The 17,446-nt window shown below is 70.0% G+C and carries 15 protein-coding genes; 9 read left to right on the forward strand and 6 right to left on the reverse strand.

The annotated features are described in order from the left end of the window. Nucleotides 1-22 precede the first annotated feature (22 nt). Nucleotides 23-874 (reverse strand): PAC2 family protein, encoded by an 852-nt coding sequence (locus AC1DX8_RS02625; RefSeq protein ID WP_477628345.1) that lies wholly within the window; start codon nt 872-874, stop codon nt 23-25. 175 nt (nt 875-1,049) lie between these two features. Between AC1DX8_RS02625 and AC1DX8_RS02630 the strand changes: the two genes are divergently transcribed. Further along, entirely contained in the window at nt 1,050-1,760 is a 711-nt protein-coding gene (locus tag AC1DX8_RS02630) for an HAD family hydrolase (protein WP_477628346.1), read from the forward strand. A gap of 12 nt (nt 1,761-1,772) precedes the next feature. Here the strand turns inward: AC1DX8_RS02630 and AC1DX8_RS02635 are convergent, their stop codons facing one another. Together AC1DX8_RS02635 and metH are read right to left on the reverse strand one after the other, a co-directional pair. Continuing rightward, nucleotides 1,773-2,618: a RecB family exonuclease gene (locus AC1DX8_RS02635; RefSeq protein ID WP_477628347.1), complete on the reverse strand. Its 846-nt coding sequence runs from the start codon at nt 2,616-2,618 to the stop codon at nt 1,773-1,775. Nucleotides 2,619-2,666: 48 nt separating this feature from the next. Next, nucleotides 2,667-6,464, reverse strand: a complete 3,798-nt coding sequence (gene metH / locus AC1DX8_RS02640) for a methionine synthase (RefSeq protein ID WP_477628348.1) — start codon at nt 6,462-6,464, stop codon at nt 2,667-2,669. A gap of 59 nt (nt 6,465-6,523) precedes the next feature. On the opposite strand from metH, the gene AC1DX8_RS02645 reads away from it, so the two are divergent. From AC1DX8_RS02645 to AC1DX8_RS02660, 4 genes are all read left to right on the forward strand, one after another. Next, the gene (locus AC1DX8_RS02645) at nt 6,524-7,636 is read left to right on the forward strand and encodes a site-2 protease family protein (protein ID WP_477628349.1); all 1,113 of its coding nucleotides are present in this window, start codon (nt 6,524-6,526) and stop codon (nt 7,634-7,636) included. 11 nt (nt 7,637-7,647) lie between these two features. Continuing rightward, nucleotides 7,648-8,685, forward strand: coding sequence for a tRNA (adenine-N1)-methyltransferase (locus AC1DX8_RS02650; RefSeq protein ID WP_477628350.1), 1,038 nt, complete (start codon nt 7,648-7,650; stop codon nt 8,683-8,685). A gap of 84 nt (nt 8,686-8,769) precedes the next feature. Next, on the forward strand, nt 8,770-10,509 hold the full coding sequence (gene arc / locus AC1DX8_RS02655; RefSeq protein WP_477628351.1) for a proteasome ATPase: 1,740 nt from the start codon (nt 8,770-8,772) through the stop codon (nt 10,507-10,509). A 34-nt stretch (nt 10,510-10,543) separates the two neighbouring features. Next, the gene (locus AC1DX8_RS02660; RefSeq protein ID WP_477628352.1) at nt 10,544-11,413 is read left to right on the forward strand and encodes a sterol desaturase family protein; all 870 of its coding nucleotides are present in this window, start codon (nt 10,544-10,546) and stop codon (nt 11,411-11,413) included. Between the two features lie 46 nt (nt 11,414-11,459). Here the strand turns inward: AC1DX8_RS02660 and AC1DX8_RS02665 are convergent, their stop codons facing one another. The 3 genes from AC1DX8_RS02665 to AC1DX8_RS02675 all read right to left on the reverse strand — a co-directional run bounded on the left by AC1DX8_RS02665 (nt 11,460) and on the right by AC1DX8_RS02675 (nt 13,941). After that, nucleotides 11,460-11,882, reverse strand: a complete 423-nt coding sequence (locus AC1DX8_RS02665) for a DUF3054 domain-containing protein (RefSeq protein ID WP_477628353.1) — start codon at nt 11,880-11,882, stop codon at nt 11,460-11,462. Next, a complete protein-coding gene (locus tag AC1DX8_RS02670; protein WP_477628354.1) occupies nt 11,875-12,864 on the reverse strand; it encodes a ribose-phosphate diphosphokinase in 990 nt (329 codons plus the stop codon). The genes AC1DX8_RS02665 and AC1DX8_RS02670 overlap by 8 nt, the downstream gene beginning before the upstream one ends. Before the next feature lie 66 nt (nt 12,865-12,930). Beyond that, the gene (locus AC1DX8_RS02675; protein ID WP_477628355.1) at nt 12,931-13,941 is read right to left on the reverse strand and encodes an alpha/beta hydrolase; all 1,011 of its coding nucleotides are present in this window, start codon (nt 13,939-13,941) and stop codon (nt 12,931-12,933) included. A 48-nt stretch (nt 13,942-13,989) separates the two neighbouring features. On the opposite strand from AC1DX8_RS02675, the gene dop reads away from it, so the two are divergent. From dop to prcA, 4 genes are all read left to right on the forward strand, one after another. Beyond that, nucleotides 13,990-15,507 carry a depupylase/deamidase Dop gene (dop, locus tag AC1DX8_RS02680; RefSeq protein ID WP_477628356.1) on the forward strand — a complete coding sequence of 506 codons (1,518 nt, stop codon included), beginning with the start codon at nt 13,990-13,992 and terminating at the stop codon, nt 15,505-15,507. A gap of 80 nt (nt 15,508-15,587) precedes the next feature. Next, nucleotides 15,588-15,794: a ubiquitin-like protein Pup gene (locus AC1DX8_RS02685; RefSeq protein WP_056914404.1), complete on the forward strand. Its 207-nt coding sequence runs from the start codon at nt 15,588-15,590 to the stop codon at nt 15,792-15,794. Next, the gene (gene prcB, locus AC1DX8_RS02690; protein ID WP_477628357.1) at nt 15,791-16,618 is read left to right on the forward strand and encodes a proteasome subunit beta; all 828 of its coding nucleotides are present in this window, start codon (nt 15,791-15,793) and stop codon (nt 16,616-16,618) included. The genes AC1DX8_RS02685 and prcB overlap by 4 nt, the downstream gene beginning before the upstream one ends. Further along, nucleotides 16,615-17,442 (forward strand): proteasome subunit alpha, encoded by an 828-nt coding sequence (gene prcA, locus AC1DX8_RS02695; protein WP_477628358.1) that lies wholly within the window; start codon nt 16,615-16,617, stop codon nt 17,440-17,442. Before prcB ends, prcA begins: the two co-directional genes overlap by 4 nt. Nucleotides 17,443-17,446 lie beyond the last annotated feature (4 nt).

Genomic DNA, 17,446 nt, shown 5'->3' on the forward strand with positions numbered 1-17,446 from the left:
GGCGGAGCCGGGCGGACCTGGGTCAGCCGGGCCCTTCCTGCCCACGACGTCGCAGGTAGCGCTCGAACTCCCGGGCGATGGCGTCCCCGCTCGCCTCGGGCAGGTCGGCGGTGTCCTGGGCCTCCTCGAGCGACTGGACGTACTCGGCGACCTCCTCGTCGGTGTCGGCGAGCTCGTTGATCCCACGCTCCCAGGCCTTGGCGCCCTCGGTGAGGTCGCCGTGCGGGATCGTGGCGTCGAGGAGCTCCTCGAGCCGCGAGACCAGCGCGAGGGTCGCCTTGGGCGACGGTGAGTGGCCGGCGTAGTGCGGAACCGCCGCCCAGCAGGACAACGACTGCATCCCCGACTGGGTGGCGGCGTCGGCCAGCACCCCGACGATGCCGGTCGGTCCCTCGTAGCGACTCGGCTCGAGGTCGAACCGGTGGATCACGTCGTCGTCGTCGGAGGTGGCGGTGACCGGGATCGGGCGGGTGTGCGCCACGTCGGCCATGAGGGCGCCGAGCGTGAACACGGTGCTCGCCCCCACCTCTTGGGCGAACTCCATCAGCTCGATCGTGAAGGCCCTCCAGCGGAACGAGGGCTCGATGCCCTGGATGAGCACGACGTCGCGGTCCAGCCCGGCCGAGCGGGCGACCAGGATCCGGGTGGTCCGCCAGTGGATCCGGCGACGGCCGTCCTCCAGGACGACCCGTGGCCGGTTGACCTGGAAGTCGTAGTAGTCCTCGGGGTCGAGCGCCGCGATGGCGTCGGCGTCCCACACGTCGATGAGGTGGTCGATCACGGCGGTGGCCGCCTCGCCCGCGTCGTTCCACCCCTCGAAGGCGGCGATCACGACGGGATTGTTGAGCTCCGGGACGTCTTCGAGTTCGATCACCATCGCTCCTTCCTGGAGAGAACACAGCCTTGCCGAAAACACGGTCTTGAGGCCACACCGCCCCTGCGGGCGGCAGCACTGTCGCGCCCAGCCTACGGTCCATGGTGCGGAGGCCTCTGCACGGCTGCGTATAGTCGGGCGCGCCGTCAACCCCCGCACCCCGAAGGCCGTCGCGATGTCGTCTCAGCAACCGCTCGCCCGCGAGCACCCGGCACCGCGCGCAGAGGCCCTTCCCGCCGCGGTCTTCTGGGACATGGACGGCACCCTCGTCGACACCGAGCCCTACTGGATCAACGCCGAGCACTCGATCGTCGAGGAGGCCGGCGGGGTCTGGAACGACGAGTACGCCCACCAGCTGGTGGGCAACGACCTCATGGTCTCCGCCGAGTTCATCCGCGACAACAGCCCGGTCACGCTCGAGCCGGTCGAGATCGTCGAGGACCTGCTCCGGCGGGTCATCGCCCAGGTCAGCGAGCACGTCCCGTGGCGTCCCGGGGCCATCGAGCTGCTCACCGCGCTGGGTGCGGCCGGCGTGCCCAACGCCCTGGTCACCATGTCCTGGCGGTCGCTGGCCGACAGCGTCGTCACCGCGCTCCCGGAGGGCACCTTCGCCGCGGTCATCACCGGCGACGAGGTGGAGCACGGCAAGCCCCACCCCGAGCCCTACCTCGCGGCCGCGCGGGCCCTCGGCGTCGAGGTGGCCGACTGTGTCGCCATCGAGGACTCACCGACCGGGGTGCGGTCTGCCGTCGCCGCGGGCGTGCCGACCTTGGCGGTGCCGCACGTCGTGCCGGTGCCGGTGATCGTGGGGGCGGTCCAGGCCCCGAGCCTGCGCGGGCTCACTCCCCGCGACCTGCGCACCTTGTTCGACGGGGCGCGGCAGTAGGGGTGGACGACCTCACTCGTCGGCGGGGGTGACCTGGCCGGACACGGCGGGGTTGAGCGCGATGAGCGCGGCGTCGGCGGGCAGCGGTGGGGGAGTGCCACCCCAGGCCGGGCAGAACTCGCGGTAGTCGCACCAGTCGCACAGGCGCGACGTCTTGGGCCGCCAGTCGCCGGTGGTGGCCGCCCGCTCGATCGCGGTCCAGACCGCCTTGAGGTTGCGCTCCAGGCTCAGCAGGTCGTGCTCGTCGGGCGTGTAGCGGACGACCTCGCCGTTGCCGAGGTAGACCAGCTGGAGGAGGCGAGGGATCTCTCCCCGCAGCCGCCACAGGACCAGGGCGTAGAACTTCATCTGGAACAACGCCTTGCCCTCGAACAGCTCGCTCGGCGAACGCCCGGTCTTGTAGTCGACCACCCGCATGGCACCGTCGGCAGCCACGTCGAGCCGGTCGACGTAGCCCCGCAGCACCAGCCCGTCGACGTCGGTCTCGACATACAGCTCGCGCTCGGCCGGCTCCAGCCGGGTCGGGTCCTCGAGGGTGAACCACGTCTCGATGAGGGCCTGCGCGTCACCGAACCAGCCGGCCTCGGTGAGCTTGTCGTCGTCGGCGATCATCGCTGCCAGCTCTGGCTCCTGCTCGACCAGGGCCTCCCACTGCGGTCCCAGCAACGCCTGGGCAGCCGCTGGGGTGCGCTCGTCGGCCGGCAGGTCGAAGAGCCGCTCGAGCACGGCGTGCACCAGCGTGCCCCGCGCGGCGGCCGGGCTCGGCGGCGACGGCAGCTTGTCGATGGTGCGGAACCGGTAGAGCAACGGACACTGCTTGAAGTCCGATGCCCGGCTCGGTGAGAGGGCGGGAACCATGCAGCACACGGTATGCCGCGGCGCCGACAACGGGGCCGCGCCGTGCCGTCAGTCCTCGGGCAGGTACCCGAGGTTGGGGGCCAGCCAGCGCTCCGCCTCGGCGACGGTCCAGCCCTTGCGCTCGGCGTAGTCCTCGACCTGGTCGCGGCCGAGCCGGCCCACGACGAAGTACTGCGACTGCGGGTGGGAGAAGTACCAGCCGGAGACCGAGGCCCCGGGCCACATGGCCATCGACTCGGTGAGCTCCATGCCGGTGTTCTCCTCGACCTGGAGGAGGTCCCAGAGCAGGGCCTTCTCGGTGTGGTCGGGGCACGCCGGGTAGCCGGGGGCCGGCCGGATGCCGACGTACTTCTCCGCGATGAGGTCGGAGTTCTTCAGGTGCTCGTCGGGCGCGTAGCCCCAGAAGTCGTGGCGGACCCGCTCGTGCATCCGCTCCGCGAACGCCTCGGCCAGCCGATCGGCCAGCGCCTCGAGGAGGATGGCGTTGTAGTCGTCCATGGCGGCCTTGAACTCGGTGACCTTGTCATGGGACCCGAGGCCCGCGGTGACGGCGAAGGCACCGACGTGGTCGGAGCGTCCGCTGTCCTTGGGGGCGATGAAGTCGGACATGGCGCGGTTGGGGATGCCCTCGCGGTGCTGGCCCTGCTGTCGCAGCGTGTGCAGGGTCGTCGCCACGGTCTGGCGGGACTCGTCGGTGTAGACCTCGATGTCGTCGCCGACCGAACTGGCCGGAAACAGGCCGATGACGCCATTGGCGCGCAGCCAGCCCTCCTCGACGATCTGGTCGAGCATCGTCTGGGCGTCCTGGTAGAGCCGCGTCGCGGCCTCGCCCGTCGCCGGGTTGTTGAGGATGTCGGGGAAGCGACCCTTCATCTCCCAGGCGAGGAAGAACGGACCCCAGTCGATGTAGTCGCGCAGCTCGGCGATCGGGTAGTCCTTGAAGGTGCGGACGAACTGCGTGACTGAGGTGCTGCGGGCCCCCGACTGGCGCCGCAGCAGCTCCTTCTCCTGGGCGGCCACGAAGCGCGGCACCGGCGGACGGTAGCTGCTCCAGTCGATCGGCGTGGCCAGCTCACGAGCCCGCTCGATCGACACGAGCGGGCGCTCGGTCGACTTGGCCGCGTGGCGAGCCCGCAGGGAGTCGAAGTCGGCCTTGACCTCGGCCATCAGCTTGGGCCGCAGCTCGTCGGAGAGCAGCTGCGCGACCACCGGCACCGACCGCGAGGCGTCCTTCACCCACACGACGGGCCCGTGGTACTTCTGGTCCACCTTCACGGCGGTGTGGGCGCGTGACGTGGTGGCGCCCCCGATGAGCAGCGGCAGCTCGAAGCCCTGGCGCTCCATCTCGGCGGCGAAGTTGACCATCTCGTCCAGGCTCGGGGTGATCAGCCCGGACAGCCCGATGACGTCGGCCTTCTCGGCCCTGGCGGCATCGAGGATCTTCTGGGCCGGGACCATCACGCCGAGGTCGACGACGTCGTAGTTGTTGCACTGCAGCACGACCCCGACGATGTTCTTGCCGATGTCGTGCACGTCGCCCTTGACCGTGGCCATGATGACCTTGCCCTTGGCCTTGTTCTCGGCCACCTCGGCCTCGGTCTTCTCGGCCTCGATGAAGGGGATGAGGTACGCGACGGCCTTCTTCATGACCCGGGCCGACTTCACCACCTGGGGCAGGAACATCTTGCCCGCCCCGAAGAGGTCGCCGACGACGTTCATGCCGTCCATCAGCGGACCCTCGATGACCTCGATGGGGCGGCCACCGCGGGCCGAGATCTCCTGGCGGAGCTCCTCGGTGTCGGTCTCGGCGTGCTCGTCCAGACCCTTGACCAGTGCGTAGGTGATGCGTTCGCCCACCGGCAGGGAGCGCCACTCCTCGGCGATCGCCTCCTGCTTGGTGTCGCCGGTGTTGAAGCGGTCGGCGATCTCGAGCAGCCGCTCGGTGGAGTCGGGACGCCGGTTCAGCACCACGTCCTCGATGCGCTCGCGCAGCTCGGCGTCGACCTGGTCGTAGACCACCAGCGCGCCGGCGTTGACGATTCCCATGTCCATGCCCGCCTGGATGGCGTGGTAGAGGAACACGGCGTGGATCGCCTCGCGCACGGCGTTGTTGCCGCGGAACGAGAACGAGACGTTGGAGACGCCGCCCGACACCAGCGCCCCCGGGAGGTTCTGCTTGATCCAGCGGGTCGCGTCGATGAAGTCGGTGCCGTAGGCGGCGTGCTCCTCGATGCCCGTCGCCACCGCGAAGATGTTGGGGTCGAAGATGATGTCCTCGGCAGGGAACCCGACCTCCTTGGTGAGGATGTCGTAGGCCCGCTGGCAGATCTCCTTGCGCCGCTGGAGGGAGTCGGCCTGGCCGTCCTCGTCGAACGCCATCACCACGACCGCCGCGCCGTACTTGCGACACAGCCGGGCGTGCTCGATGAACGGTTCCACGCCCTCCTTCATCGAGATGGAGTTGACGATCGACTTGCCCTGGACGCACTTCAGCCCGGCCTCGATGACCTCCCACTTGGAGGAGTCGACCATGAGGGGGACCCGCGAGATGTCCGGCTCGGTCGCCACGAGCTTGACGAAGCGGTCCATCGCGGCGACGCCGTCGATCATGCCCTCGTCCATGTTGATGTCGATGACCTGCGCACCCGACTCCACCTGCTGGCGCGCGACGTTGAGGGCGGTGCCGTAGTCCTCGGCCTGGATGAGCTTGCGGAACCGCGCGGAGCCCGTGATGTTCGTGCGCTCACCGACGTTGACGAACAACGACTCCTCGGTGACGGTGAGGGGTTCCAGACCGGAGAGCCGCAGGGCCGGCTGGACCTCCACCGGCACGCGGGGCTTCTGGTCTGCGGCCGCCTTGGCGATCGCGGCAATGTGGTCGGGTGTCGTGCCGCAGCAGCCGCCGAGCAGGTTGACCATGCCGGCCTGTGCGAACTCGCCCACGACGGCGGCCATCGCGTCCGGCGTCTCGTCGTACTCGCCGAACGCGTTGGGGAGGCCGGCGTTGGGGTAGCACGAGACGAAGGTGTCGGCGACGCGGGCCAGCTCCGCGGCATACGGCCGCATCTCGGCGGCGCCGAGCGCGCAGTTGAGCCCCACGGCGAGGGGTCGGGCGTGGCGCACCGAGTTCCAGAACGCCTCGGTGACCTGCCCCGACAGGGTGCGTCCCGACGCGTCGGTGATGGTGCCCGAGATGATGACGGGCCAGCGGCGCTCGTGCTCCTCGAACAGCGTCTCGAGGGCGAAGATCGCGGCCTTGGCGTTGAGGGTGTCGAAGATCGTCTCGACGATCAGCAGGTCGCTGCCCCCGTCGACGAGGCCGCGGGCCTGCTCGAGGTAGGCCTCCACGAGCTCGTCGAAGGTGATGTTGCGCTTGCCCGGGTCGTTGACGTCCGGGGAGATCGAGGCGGTGCGGTTCGTGGGGCCGAGGGCGCCCAGCACCCATCGCGGCTGGTCCGGGGTCTTCGCGTTCATCGCGTCACAGGCACGGCGGGCCAGTCGCGCCGACTCGAGGTTGAGCTCGTACGCGAGGTCCTGCATGCCGTAGTCGGCGAGGGAGATCCGCTGGGCGTTGAAGGTGTTGGTCTCGATGAGGTCGGCGCCCGCATCGAGGTATGCCGTGTGGATGCCCAGGATGATGTCCGGCTGGGTGATGCTGAGCAGGTCGTTGTTGCCCTTGAGGTCGCTCTCCCAGTCGGCGAACCGCTCGCCGCGGTAGTCGGCCTCTCCCAGACCCTCACGCTGGATCATCGTGCCCATGGCGCCGTCCATCACGAGGATCCGCTCGGCGAGCGCGGTCTTCAGCTGGTCGGTGGCATCGGGCTGGAGGGTTGCGGAGTCGGACACCGCTCAAGTATGTCCCAGCGGCCGACTGGAGGTTCGGCGCGTTCACGTATCGTCGGCGCATGACCACCCGGGCGCCCGCGCAGGAACCAGTGGAGTCCGGGCACGGGGTGCGGATCGCCCGCGTGGGCGGCGTGCCCGTCTACCTGGCACCGAGCTGGTTCCTCATCGCCGCGGTGATCGTCGCGATCGTGGCGACGCCCTACTTCCCCGACCGGGTCGGCACCGGCATCGGGATCGGCGTGGTCCAGGCACTCCTCCTGCTCGTCAGCGTCCTGGTGCACGAGGCTGCCCATGCCGTCACCGCCCGGGTCTTCAAGATGCCGGTGATCCGCATCGTGGCGAACCTCTGGGGCGGCCACACCTCCTTCGAGGCGGCCCGCAGCACGCCCGGCCGGATGGCCGCCATCGCCGCTGCCGGTCCCGCCGCGAACGCCGTGCTCGCCCTCGTGGGGTGGGTGGTGCTGCTGGCCACCACCGGTGACCGACTCAGCGCGCTGTTGACCGGGCTGGTCATCATCAACGGCTCCCTCGCGGTGCTGAACTTCCTGCCCGGAATGCCCCTGGACGGCGGACAGGTGGTGGAGAGCCTGGTCTGGAAGGCCACCGGCAGCCGGAACAAGGGCTCCGTGGTCGCGGGGTGGTGCGGACGGGTCCTGACCGTCCTGCTCGTCCTGTGGTTCTTCGTCCGGCCCCTTGCCGAGGGCCAGCAGATCGGCTTCGGGACCATCTGGGTGCTGGTCGTCGGGTCGGTGCTGTGGACGGGTGCGAGCGAGTCGATCCGACGGGGGCGGGCGCTCTCCCAGATCGAGGCCCTGCGCGTCTCCCAGGTGATGGAGCCCGCGGTCTACCTCGACCCCCTCACGCCCCTGCGCGTCGCCATCGACCACCCTGCCGCGGTCGTCACGACGGACGCGCGCGGCATACCGTGCCTGCTGCTGTCGGTGGCGGACGGTGCCATCCCTGCGGGGCTCGACCCGGGCGCACCCCTGACGTCGGCCGTCATGCGCATCCCGGAGGCCAACGTCCTCGAGGTCTCGCCCGACGCGAACGCGCTCGCCGTCGTCGAGGTCATGCAGTCGACCGGCCACCCGGCCGTGGTCCTGACGTGGCAGGGACGCGTCTACGGCATCGCGCACGGCCGGCTGGTCAACGAGGCCGCGGCCCACAACTAGACTCGCCGGTCATGAGCGACGCCCCCAGTTCCAGCACACCAACCGCCGTCGGAGCGGACCTGCGCCGGGGACCGTTCGCGGTCGGGGAGCGGGTCCAGCTGACCGACCCCAAGGGGCGACTCCACACCATCAGCCTGGAGGCCGGGCGCGAGTTCCACACCCACCGTGGACGGCTCGCGCACGACGACCTCATCGGTGCCCCGGACGGGTCGGTCGTCCGCAACACGGCCGGCGTGGAGTACCTCGCGCTGCGCCCCCTGCTCTCCGACTACGTGATGTCGATGCCGCGAGGGGCAGCCGTCGTCTACCCCAAGGACGCGGGGCAGATCATCACGATGGCTGACGTCTTCCCGGGTGCCCGGGTCGTCGAGGCCGGGGTGGGCTCGGGGGCCCTGTCGATGTCGCTGCTGCGTGCGGTCGGCGAACACGGCCACGTGCACTCGTTCGAACGACGCGAGGACTTCGCCGACATCGCCAAGGGAAACGCGCGCGTGTTCTTCGGGCAGGACCACCCGGCCTGGCAGGTCACCGTCGGTGACCTCGTCGAGTCGCTGCCGGCGGCGGAGGAGCCCGGGTCGGTCGACCGGGTAGTGCTCGACATGCTGGCCCCCTGGGAGTGCCTCGACGTCGTGGCCGACGCCCTCGCTCCCGGCGGCGTCATCATCTGCTACGTCGCCACCGCCACCCAGCTGTCCCGGGTCGCCGAGGCCATGCGCGACCACGGCGGCTATACCGAGCCGGAGGCCTGGGAGTCGATGGTCCGCGGCTGGCACCTGGAGGGGCTCGCGGTCCGGCCCCAGCACCGCATGCACGGCCACACCGGGTTCCTCATCACCAGTCGTCGGCTGGCTCCCGGAGTCACGCCGCCGCTGCGCAAGCGCCGCCCGGCGAAGGGCTCCACCGACGAGGAGGGAGCCCTCCAGAGCGGCCTGGCGTTCGGGTCCGAGAGCGACTTCACCGCCGAGGAGATGGGGGAGCGCATCCCATCAGACAAGAAGATCCGTCGGCTTCGCCGTTCTGTGACGCAAACCTCCCCGACAGCGGAGTAGATCGGGGTTAGGTTGGGTCATCGGCCGGGTAGTTCGACGGTCGGTAGCAGTCGTTCGCCACTCTGAGGTCTTGAGGGAGCCGACATGACCGATCACTCCACCCCGGGTGACCACTCCGAGGAGCGCCGCCAGGCCGAGCTCCTCGCCGAGGAGGTCGCCGCCCTGCGCCAGCGCCTCGCCGACGCCCCGGTGCGGTCCCGCGAGCTCGAGACCAAGGTGCTCCAGCTCCAGTCCAACCTCGCCACGGTCTCGTCGCAGAACGAGCGGCTCGTGCGGACCCTCAAGGAGGCCCGCGAGCAGATCGTCACGCTGAAGTCCGAGGTGGACCGGCTGGCCCAGCCCCCTGCTGCCTACGGCGTGATCCTCGAGTCCTACGACGACGCCACCGTCGACATCCTCACCGGTGGCCGGAAGATGCACGTGGCGGTCAGCCCCGCCGTCGACCCCGCCGAGCTGTCCAGTGGTCGCGAGGTGCGGCTCAACGAGGCGATGAACGTCGTGGCCACCTGTGGCTACGAGCGCATCGGCGAGGTGGTGATGATCAAGGAGCTGCTCGGCGAAGGCCGGGTGCTCGTGGTCGCCCACGCCGACGAGGAGCGGGTCGTGCGGATGGCCGAGTCCCTGGAGGGCGAGCCGATCCGCGTGGGTGACGCCCTCATGCTCGAGTCACGGTCCGGGTTCGTCTACGAGCGGATCCCCAAGGCCGAGGTCTCCGAGCTGGTCCTCGAAGAGGTCCCCGACATCGACTACGAGGACATCGGCGGTCTGGCGGGTCAGATCGAGGCGATCCGCGACGCCGTGGAGCTGCCCTACCTGCACCCCGACCTGTTCACCGAGCACCAGCTCAAGCCGCCCAAGGGCGTGCTCCTCTACGGGCCCCCCGGGTGCGGCAAGACGCTCATCGCCAAGGCCGTGGCGTCCTCGCTCGCCAAGAAGGTGGCCGAGAAGGAAGGCAAGCCGGTCGGCAAGTCCTTCTTCCTCAACATCAAGGGCCCCGAGCTGCTGAACAAGTACGTGGGGGAGACCGAGCGCCACATCCGGCTGATCTTCCAGCGGGCCCGCGAGAAGGCCTCGGGTGGCACGCCCGTCGTCGTCTTCTTCGACGAGATGGACAGCCTGTTCCGCACCCGCGGCTCCGGGGTCTCCAGCGACGTCGAGACCACGATCGTGCCGCAGCTGCTGTCCGAGATCGACGGCGTCGAGCGGCTGGAGAACGTCATCGTCATCGGCGCCTCCAACCGCGAGGACATGATCGACCCCGCCATCCTGCGTCCGGGCCGGCTCGACGTGAAGATCAAGATCGAGCGACCGGACGCCGAGAGCGCCCGCGACATCTTCACCAAGTACCTCGTGGCCGACCTGCCCTTGCACGAGCACGACCTGGCCGAGCACGGCGGGTCGCCCCAGGCCACCGTCGACGCCATGATCACCGCGACCGTGGAGCGGATGTACTCCGAGATCGAGGAGAACCGGTTCCTCGAGGTGACCTACGCCAACGGCGACAAGGAGGTCCTCTACTTCAAGGACTTCAACAGCGGCGCGATGATCCAGAACATCGTCGACCGGGCCAAGAAGATGGCCATCAAGGACTTCCTCACGGCCGGTCAACGCGGCATCCGCGTCGACCACCTGCTGGCCTCGTGCGTCGACGAGTTCAAGGAGAACGAGGACCTTCCCAACACCACCAACCCCGACGACTGGGCCCGCATCTCCGGCAAGAAGGGCGAGCGGATCGTCTACATCCGCACGCTGGTCACCGGCAAGAGCGGCACCGAACCCGGTCGCTCGATCGACAACGTCGCGAACACCGGTCAGTACCTGTAGCCAGCGCTAACTTACTCTCGGTAACCTAGGTGGCATGGACCACCTGATGCGTGACCCTGCGCTGCTCGCCGTGCCGTTCTTCGTCCTCTTCATCGTGCTCGAGCTGGTCGCCCTGCGGGTGCTCGAGACCGACGCCCACGCGCCGCGAGCAGAACACGACGCGCCGCGAGCGGGCTACGACCGCCGTGACTCCGCGGCCAGCCTGTCGATGGGGGTCGGCTCGGTCGTGGTCAACCTCGGAGCGCGTGCCCTGGCGCTGCTCGGCTACACCGCCCTGTATGCCGTGACGCCCCTGCGCCTCGACCCGCACGACTGGTGGACCTGGGTCATCGCCCTGCTCTCGGTCGACCTGCTCTGGTACGCCTACCACCGCAGCAGCCACCGGATCCGCGTGCTGTGGGCGATGCACCAGGCCCACCACAGCAGCGCGCGCTTCAACTACACGACGGCGTTGCGGCAGAAGTGGAACCCGTGGGGCGAGCTGCTGTTCTGGGTGCCGTTGCCCCTGGTCGGGCTGCCGCCCTGGATGATCTTCTTCGTCTTCTCGCTGAACCTCACCTACCAGTTCTGGGTGCACACCGAGACGGTCCCGAAGCTCTGGCGTCCGGTCGAGCTGGTGTTCAACACGCCCTCCCACCACCGGGTGCACCACGCGAGCGACGCGGAGTACCTCGACCGCAACTACGGCGGCATCCTCATCGTGTGGGACCGGCTGTTCGGCACGTTCCGCGAGGAACGGCAGCGGCCGACCTACGGCTTGACCCACCCGGTGACGACCTTCAACCCGTTCCGGCTGCAGTACGCCGAGTTCGCGCTGATGTTCCGCGAGGTCAGGCAGGCCCGTCGCTGGCGTGACCGGCTCGGCTACCTGTTCGCACCACCCGGCTGGTCGCCCGAGTCCTGACCCACCGGGCGCAGGGCGAGCTCAGCGAGAGGACCAGCGAAGAGGCTCAGCGGCGCGAGGCCGCCCGGTCGGCCCACCGGGTGAGGCCCTCACTAGCGAAACGCAGCACCTCCACGGCACAGCGCCAGCCGACGAGGAACAGGCCCAGCACCACCACCGTGACGACGCCGAAGCTCCAGGCGAAGCCCCCACCGGTGGCCACCCGCAACGCGAGCCCCAGGATCGCCGTGACGAGCCACACCGTCGTCGACCCGGGCATGCGGACCGGCCAGCCGGTGCGTCGCCGCGCCACCACCCAGCCCACGAGCAGGGCCACCACGAAGGGCCAGGCAACGCCGAGCACGCCCGCCACCGTGACGCCCTCCTCGTGGCTGAGCCGCCCGATCGTCGCGAATAGCAGCACGAAGACGAGGTCGACCGCGAGGGCGACGAGCGCGGCGAAGGGCCGCGTGCCGGTCGGCTCAGACATGGACCTTGTCGAACAGGGAGGCCTGCGGCGGCGCGTGTGTCGGGTCCACGCCATCGAACAGGCTGCTGACCGACTCGCCTGCGTGGATGCGCTTGATGGCCTCGGCGAAGAGCTGGGACACGGAGCGGATCCGGAGCTCGGGCCAGTGGCTCGGGGCCGGCACGGTGTCGGTGGTGATCACCTCGCCGATCATCGGGTGGTCGCGCAACCGCTCGACCGCCTTGCCGGCGAACAGCCCGTGCGTGCAGGCGACGTCGGCGCGGGTGCAGCCGAGGTCGGCCAGCCGGTCGAGCAGCTCGACGATCGAGCCCCCCGTGGCGATCTCGTCGTCGAGGATGATGGCCCGTTTGCCGGTCACGTCGCCCACGATGGAGTCGATGATCACCCGGTCGTCGGCCAGCCGCTGCTTCGACCCGGCGGCGACGGGCAGCCCGAGCAGCCGCGCGAACTGGGTGGCCGTCTTGGCGTTGCCGAGGTCGGGGGAGACGACGACGGAGTTCGTGAGGTCGTTGCCACGGAAGTGGTCGGCCAGCACCCCGATCGCCGTGAGGTGGTCGACGGGCACGGAGAAGAAGCCGTGCACCTGCGGGGCGTGCAGGGTCATCGTCAGCACCCGGTCGACCCCGGCGGCCACGAGCATGTCGGCCACCAGCCGGCCACCCAGCGAGATGCGCGAGGCGTCCTTCTTGTCGGACCGGGCGTAGGCGTAGTGGGGGATGACCGCGGTGATCTGGGCGGCGGAGGCGCCACGCGCCGCGTCGATCATGAGCAGGAGCTCCATCAGGTGCTCCTGCGTGGGCGGCACGAGCGGCTGGACGATGTAGACGTCGCGCTGCCGGCAGTTCGCCAGCAGCTGTGCCTGGAGGCAGTCGTTGCTGAACCGCTTGATCTCGGCGGGGGAGAGCTCGACCCCGAGCGCCTCGCAGATGCGATGGGCCAGCGTGCGGTGCGCACTTCCGCTGAAGACCACGATGTCCCGCAATGGCACTCCTGGTGGATGGGTGTCCGGACTGGCTGGCTTGGTGTCGTCAGAGGGTCTGGGACGAGCCTAACCCCCGCGCCCACGCTGTGGCGCGTCGGCGGCATACAGGTGGGTGCGGATCTCGTCGACGAGCTCCGCGCGGTGCTGCGCGGCGGTGGGGACCATCCCGGGGATGGACGCGAAACCGTGCGGCACCCGGACGTAGTTGGTCAGCCTGACCGGCACCCCGGCCGACTGCAGCGCCGCGGCGTAGCGGAGCCCGTCGTCGCGCAGCGGGTCGAGGTCGGCGGTCTGCACGAGCGCGGGCGGCAGGGCCTCGAGGTCGCCGAACAGCGGTGACACGAGGGGGCTGCGCCAGTCCGACCCGGTGGGGGCGTAGTGCTCCCGGAAGGCGACGATGCTGGCCCGGGTCAGCATCGGGGCGTGGGCGAGCGCCGCGATCGACGGGGAGGCCAGGGTCATGTCGGTCGCGGGGTAGAGGAGCGCCTGGTGGCGCACCGGCGAGTCTCCGCGGTCGCGCAGGAGCTGGGCAGTCACCGCCGAGAGGTTGCCCCCGGCGCTGTCGCCGCACAGGGCGACCCGCCGCGTGTCCGCGCGCAGCTGCGCACCGTGCTCGGCCACCCATGCTGTGGCGTCGGTCGCGTCGAGGGCGGCCGTGGGAGCCGGGTGCTCCGGGGCCAGGCGGTAGTCCACGCTCACGACCACGGCCCGCACCCGCGCCGCCAGGAAGGTGCACAGCGGGTCGTACATGACCACGTTGCCGCGCACGAAGCCACCGCCGTGCAGGAAGACGATGACCGGCACGTCGGTGTCGGTGTCCCGGACCGCGCGTGGACGGTAGATGCGCAGGGGGAGCTCGTAGCCGTCGCGGGCCGGGGCGGTGCCGTAGGTGATGCCCACCGAACGGTCGACGCGACCAGTCACCCACGAGAACGGTGGGCGGTCGGGGGTGACCGTCCCCCGGTCGGCCAGGATCTCCTCCAGGGACTGCCGCTCGACGGGCTTGCGCAGGCCACCGTCGAGAACGGCGGTCAGGAGCGCAGTCCGCGGGTACAGGGAGAAGGGGGAGTGCCGCATGGTCCGCCACTCTCTCACCTAGGGTGAACCCATGAGCGTGGGAGTGGCATGACCGTCCGCAGGGTGATGGGCATCGAGACCGAGTACGGCATCTCCGTGCCGGGCGACCCCGCCGCCAACCCGATGATCCTCTCGGGTCAGGTGGTCAACGCCTACGCGTCCGCCCAGGGCATCCGCGCCGCCCACGCCTCCTGGGACTACGCCGACGAGGCCCCCCTGCGTGACGCCCGCGGGTTCGAGATGGGTCGTGGTGTCGCCGACCCGAGCCAGCTGACCGACGAGGAGGACCCCACCCTCGCCAACGTCGTCCTCACCAACGGCGCTCGTCTCTACGTCGACCACGCGCACCCCGAGTACTCCTCGCCGGAGGTCACCTCCCCGCGCGCGGCGGTCGCCTTCGACCGGGCCGGTGAGGCGATCATGGCCGAGTCGGTGCGGCGGCTCTCCCAGGTGCCGCCGGGGGTCAACCTCTACAAGAACAACACCGACGGCAAGGGCCAGTCCTACGGCACGCACGAGAACTACCTGATGCGACGCGAGACACCGTTCACCGACATCGTCCGGCACCTCGTGCCGTTCTTCGTCGCCCGACAGGTCGTCACGGGGTCGGGCCGCGTGGGCATCGGGATGGACTCCCGGACCGCCGGCTACCAGCTGAGCCAGCGCAGCGACTTCTTCGAGGTCGAGGTGGGTCTCGAGACGACCCTCAAGCGGCCGATCATCAACACCCGCGACGAGCCGCACGCCGTCGCCGACCTCTACCGCCGCCTGCACGTCATCATCGGCGACGCCAACCACTGCGACGTCGCCAACCTCCTCAAGCTCGGCACCACGTCCCTGGTGCTCGCGATGATCGAGGACCGGGCCATCGACGTCGACCTGACCGTGTCCCGCCCCGTCGCGACCCTCCAGGCGGTCAGCCACGACCCCACGTGCACGGCCCTGCTGGAGCTGCGCGACGGCACCAAGCTCACCGCCGTACAGCTGTTGTGGCGCTACCACGCGCTTGCCGAGCGCTACCTGACGAACCGGTATGCCGGTGAGCTGGACGACGACACCGCCGAGGTGATGCGGTGGTGGGCCGTCGTGCTCGACCGGCTGGAGCGCGACCCGATGGAGGCCGCCCGCGAGCTGGACTGGGTGGCCAAGCAGCAGGTCCTGCAGGGCTACATCGACCGTGACGGGCTGGACTGGACCGACTCGCGGCTGCGGGCCATCGACATCCAGTGGTCCGACGTGCGCCCCGAGCGAGGCATCTTCCACAAGCTCCGGGCCGCAGGCCGGTTCGAGGAGCTGGTCAGCGAGGACGTCGTCCTCGAGGCGGTGCGCGAACCCCCGGTCGACACGCGGGCCTACTTCCGGGGCAAGTGCCTGGAGAAGTACCCCGACCAGATCGCGGCCGCCTCCTGGGACTCGGTCATCTTCGACATCCCCGGACAGCCGTCCCTCCAACGCGTTCCGATGCTCGAACCGCTGCGGGGCACCAAGGCGACGGTGGGGCCGTTGCTCGACCGCAGTCCGGACGCAGCCACCCTGTTGCGTGAGTTGGCCTCCGCATCGGGATAGGTTCGGACTAGGTTTCGTAGTACAGGGAACGTCGGCTCCGCACCGGCGCCCCCTGACCGCCACGAGGAGAGGTCACGCCAATGCCCAGCCAAGAGCAGAGCCGGCCACAGCGTCGCGACGACGCCCCCGACGAGGCGCCCGAGCCCACCCCGGCGGCGCCGGAGGCGACGGCTCGCAAGGAGAACCTCGACTCCGACATCGACAGCGTCCTCGACGAGATCGACGGCGTGCTCGAGTCCAACGCGGAGGAGTTCGTCCGCGGCTTCGTCCAGAAGGGCGGCCAGTGACCACTGGAGCCGACGCGGGCAAGCTCCCCGCGGCATACCTCTCGGCTGGGTCTTCCTCGTTCACCGAGTTCGTCGGTGCGCACGACCCGTCACTCCTGCCGTCCCGACGGGTGCTTCCTCCCGGCAGCAGCCTCGAGGCGCCGCACGGCACGACCATCGTCACGGCGACCTTCACCGGCGGAGTGGTGATGGCGGGTGACCGTCGCGCCACCATGGGCAACATCATCGCCAACCGCGACATGGAGAAGGTCTTCGCGGGCGACGAGTACTCCGCCGTGGGCATCGCCGGCACCGCGGGGATCGCCATCGAGCTCGTGAAGCTGTTCCAGGTCGAGCTCGAGCACTACGAGAAGATCGAGGGCACGTTGCTGTCGTTGGAGGGCAAGGCGAACCGCCTCGCGTCGATGATCCGTTCGAACCTCGGTATGGCCATGCAGGGGCTCTCGGTCGTGCCGCTGTTCGCCGGCTACGACCTCGACCGCCAGCTGGGCCGGATCTTCTCCTACGACGTCACGGGCGGCTGCTACGAGGAGCACGACCACCACAGCGTGGGTTCCGGTTCGCTGTTCGCACGGGGTGCGCTGAAGAAGGTCTGGCGCCCCGGGCTCAGCGCCGCCGAGGTCGTCAGCGTGGTCGTGGAGGCCCTCTACGACGCGGCCGACGACGACTCGGCCACCGGCGGCCCGGACGTGGGGCGCCGCATCTGGCCGACGGTTGCCGTGGTCGGCGTCGAGGGTGTGCGCTTCGTGCCCGACGACGAGCTGCGCGAGGTGGTCGAGGCTGTCATCGCCGCACGGCAGGGCAACCCGGGAGGTGCGCGATGACGAGCATGCCCTTCTACGTCTCGCCCGAGCAGCTGATGAAGGACCGGGCCGACTACGCCCGCAAGGGAATTGCGCGCGGTCGGTCCGTGGTCGTCCTCGGTTACGACAAGGGCATCGCCTTCGTCGCGGAGAACCCGTCGCGTGCCCTGCACAAGGTCTCCGAGATCTACGACCGGATCGCCTTCGCCGCCGTCGGCAAGTACAACGAGTTCGAGAACCTGCGGGTGGCGGGGGTCCGGTATGCCGACCTGCGCGGCTACTCCTACGACCGCTCCGACGTGACGGCCCGCGGGCTGGCCAACGCCTACGCGCAGACCCTGGGCACGGTCTTCACCCAGGAGTCCAAGCCCTACGAGGTGGAGATCGTCGTGGCCGAGGTCGGCTCCTCGGCCGACGAGGACCAGATCTACCGTCTGACCTACGACGGCTCGGTGGCCGACGAGCTCGGGTTCGTCGCCATGGGTGGCGCTGCCGAGAGCATCGAGACCGCACTCAAGGACCGCTGGAGCCCCGGCCTCACCCTGGCCGATGCCCTGAGCCTCGCCGTCGAGCTGCTCGGCCAGGACCCGGTCGACCCGAGTGGTGGCGCCCGGCGCACCCTGACGGCCACCCAGCTCGAGGTCGCGGTGCTCGACCGTGAGCGCCCGCGCCGCACGTTCCGTCGGATCGGCGGCGGCCTGCTCGACGCCCTCCTCAGCACCGACGACCCGACGAGCGACGCACCGGCCGAGGACGACCCCACCCCGGGCCGGCACGACACCCTCACTGGCGAGGGCTCGCCGCGCGACGAGTCGAGCAACCCCCAGACGCAGCGTCCCGAGTAGGACC

It is taken from the genome of Pedococcus sp. P2_A3, assembly GCF_056405035.1.

Coding starts and splice junctions, on each gene's coding strand:
- AC1DX8_RS02630 (WP_477628346.1), top strand. CDS start 1,050: ATGTCGTCTCAGCAACCGCTCGCCCGCGAGCACCCGGCACCGCGCGCA.
- AC1DX8_RS02635 (WP_477628347.1), bottom strand. CDS start 2,618: ATGGTTCCCGCCCTCTCACCGAGCCGGGCATCGGACTTCAAGCAGTGT.
- AC1DX8_RS02645 (WP_477628349.1), top strand. CDS start 6,524: ATGACCACCCGGGCGCCCGCGCAGGAACCAGTGGAGTCCGGGCACGGG.
- AC1DX8_RS02650 (WP_477628350.1), top strand. CDS start 7,648: ATGAGCGACGCCCCCAGTTCCAGCACACCAACCGCCGTCGGAGCGGAC.
- arc (WP_477628351.1), top strand. CDS start 8,770: ATGACCGATCACTCCACCCCGGGTGACCACTCCGAGGAGCGCCGCCAG.
- AC1DX8_RS02660 (WP_477628352.1), top strand. CDS start 10,544: ATGGACCACCTGATGCGTGACCCTGCGCTGCTCGCCGTGCCGTTCTTC.
- AC1DX8_RS02665 (WP_477628353.1), bottom strand. CDS start 11,882: ATGTCTGAGCCGACCGGCACGCGGCCCTTCGCCGCGCTCGTCGCCCTC.
- AC1DX8_RS02675 (WP_477628355.1), bottom strand. CDS start 13,941: ATGCGGCACTCCCCCTTCTCCCTGTACCCGCGGACTGCGCTCCTGACC.
- dop (WP_477628356.1), top strand. CDS start 13,990: ATGACCGTCCGCAGGGTGATGGGCATCGAGACCGAGTACGGCATCTCC.
- AC1DX8_RS02685 (WP_056914404.1), top strand. CDS start 15,588: ATGCCCAGCCAAGAGCAGAGCCGGCCACAGCGTCGCGACGACGCCCCC.
- prcA (WP_477628358.1), top strand. CDS start 16,615: ATGACGAGCATGCCCTTCTACGTCTCGCCCGAGCAGCTGATGAAGGAC.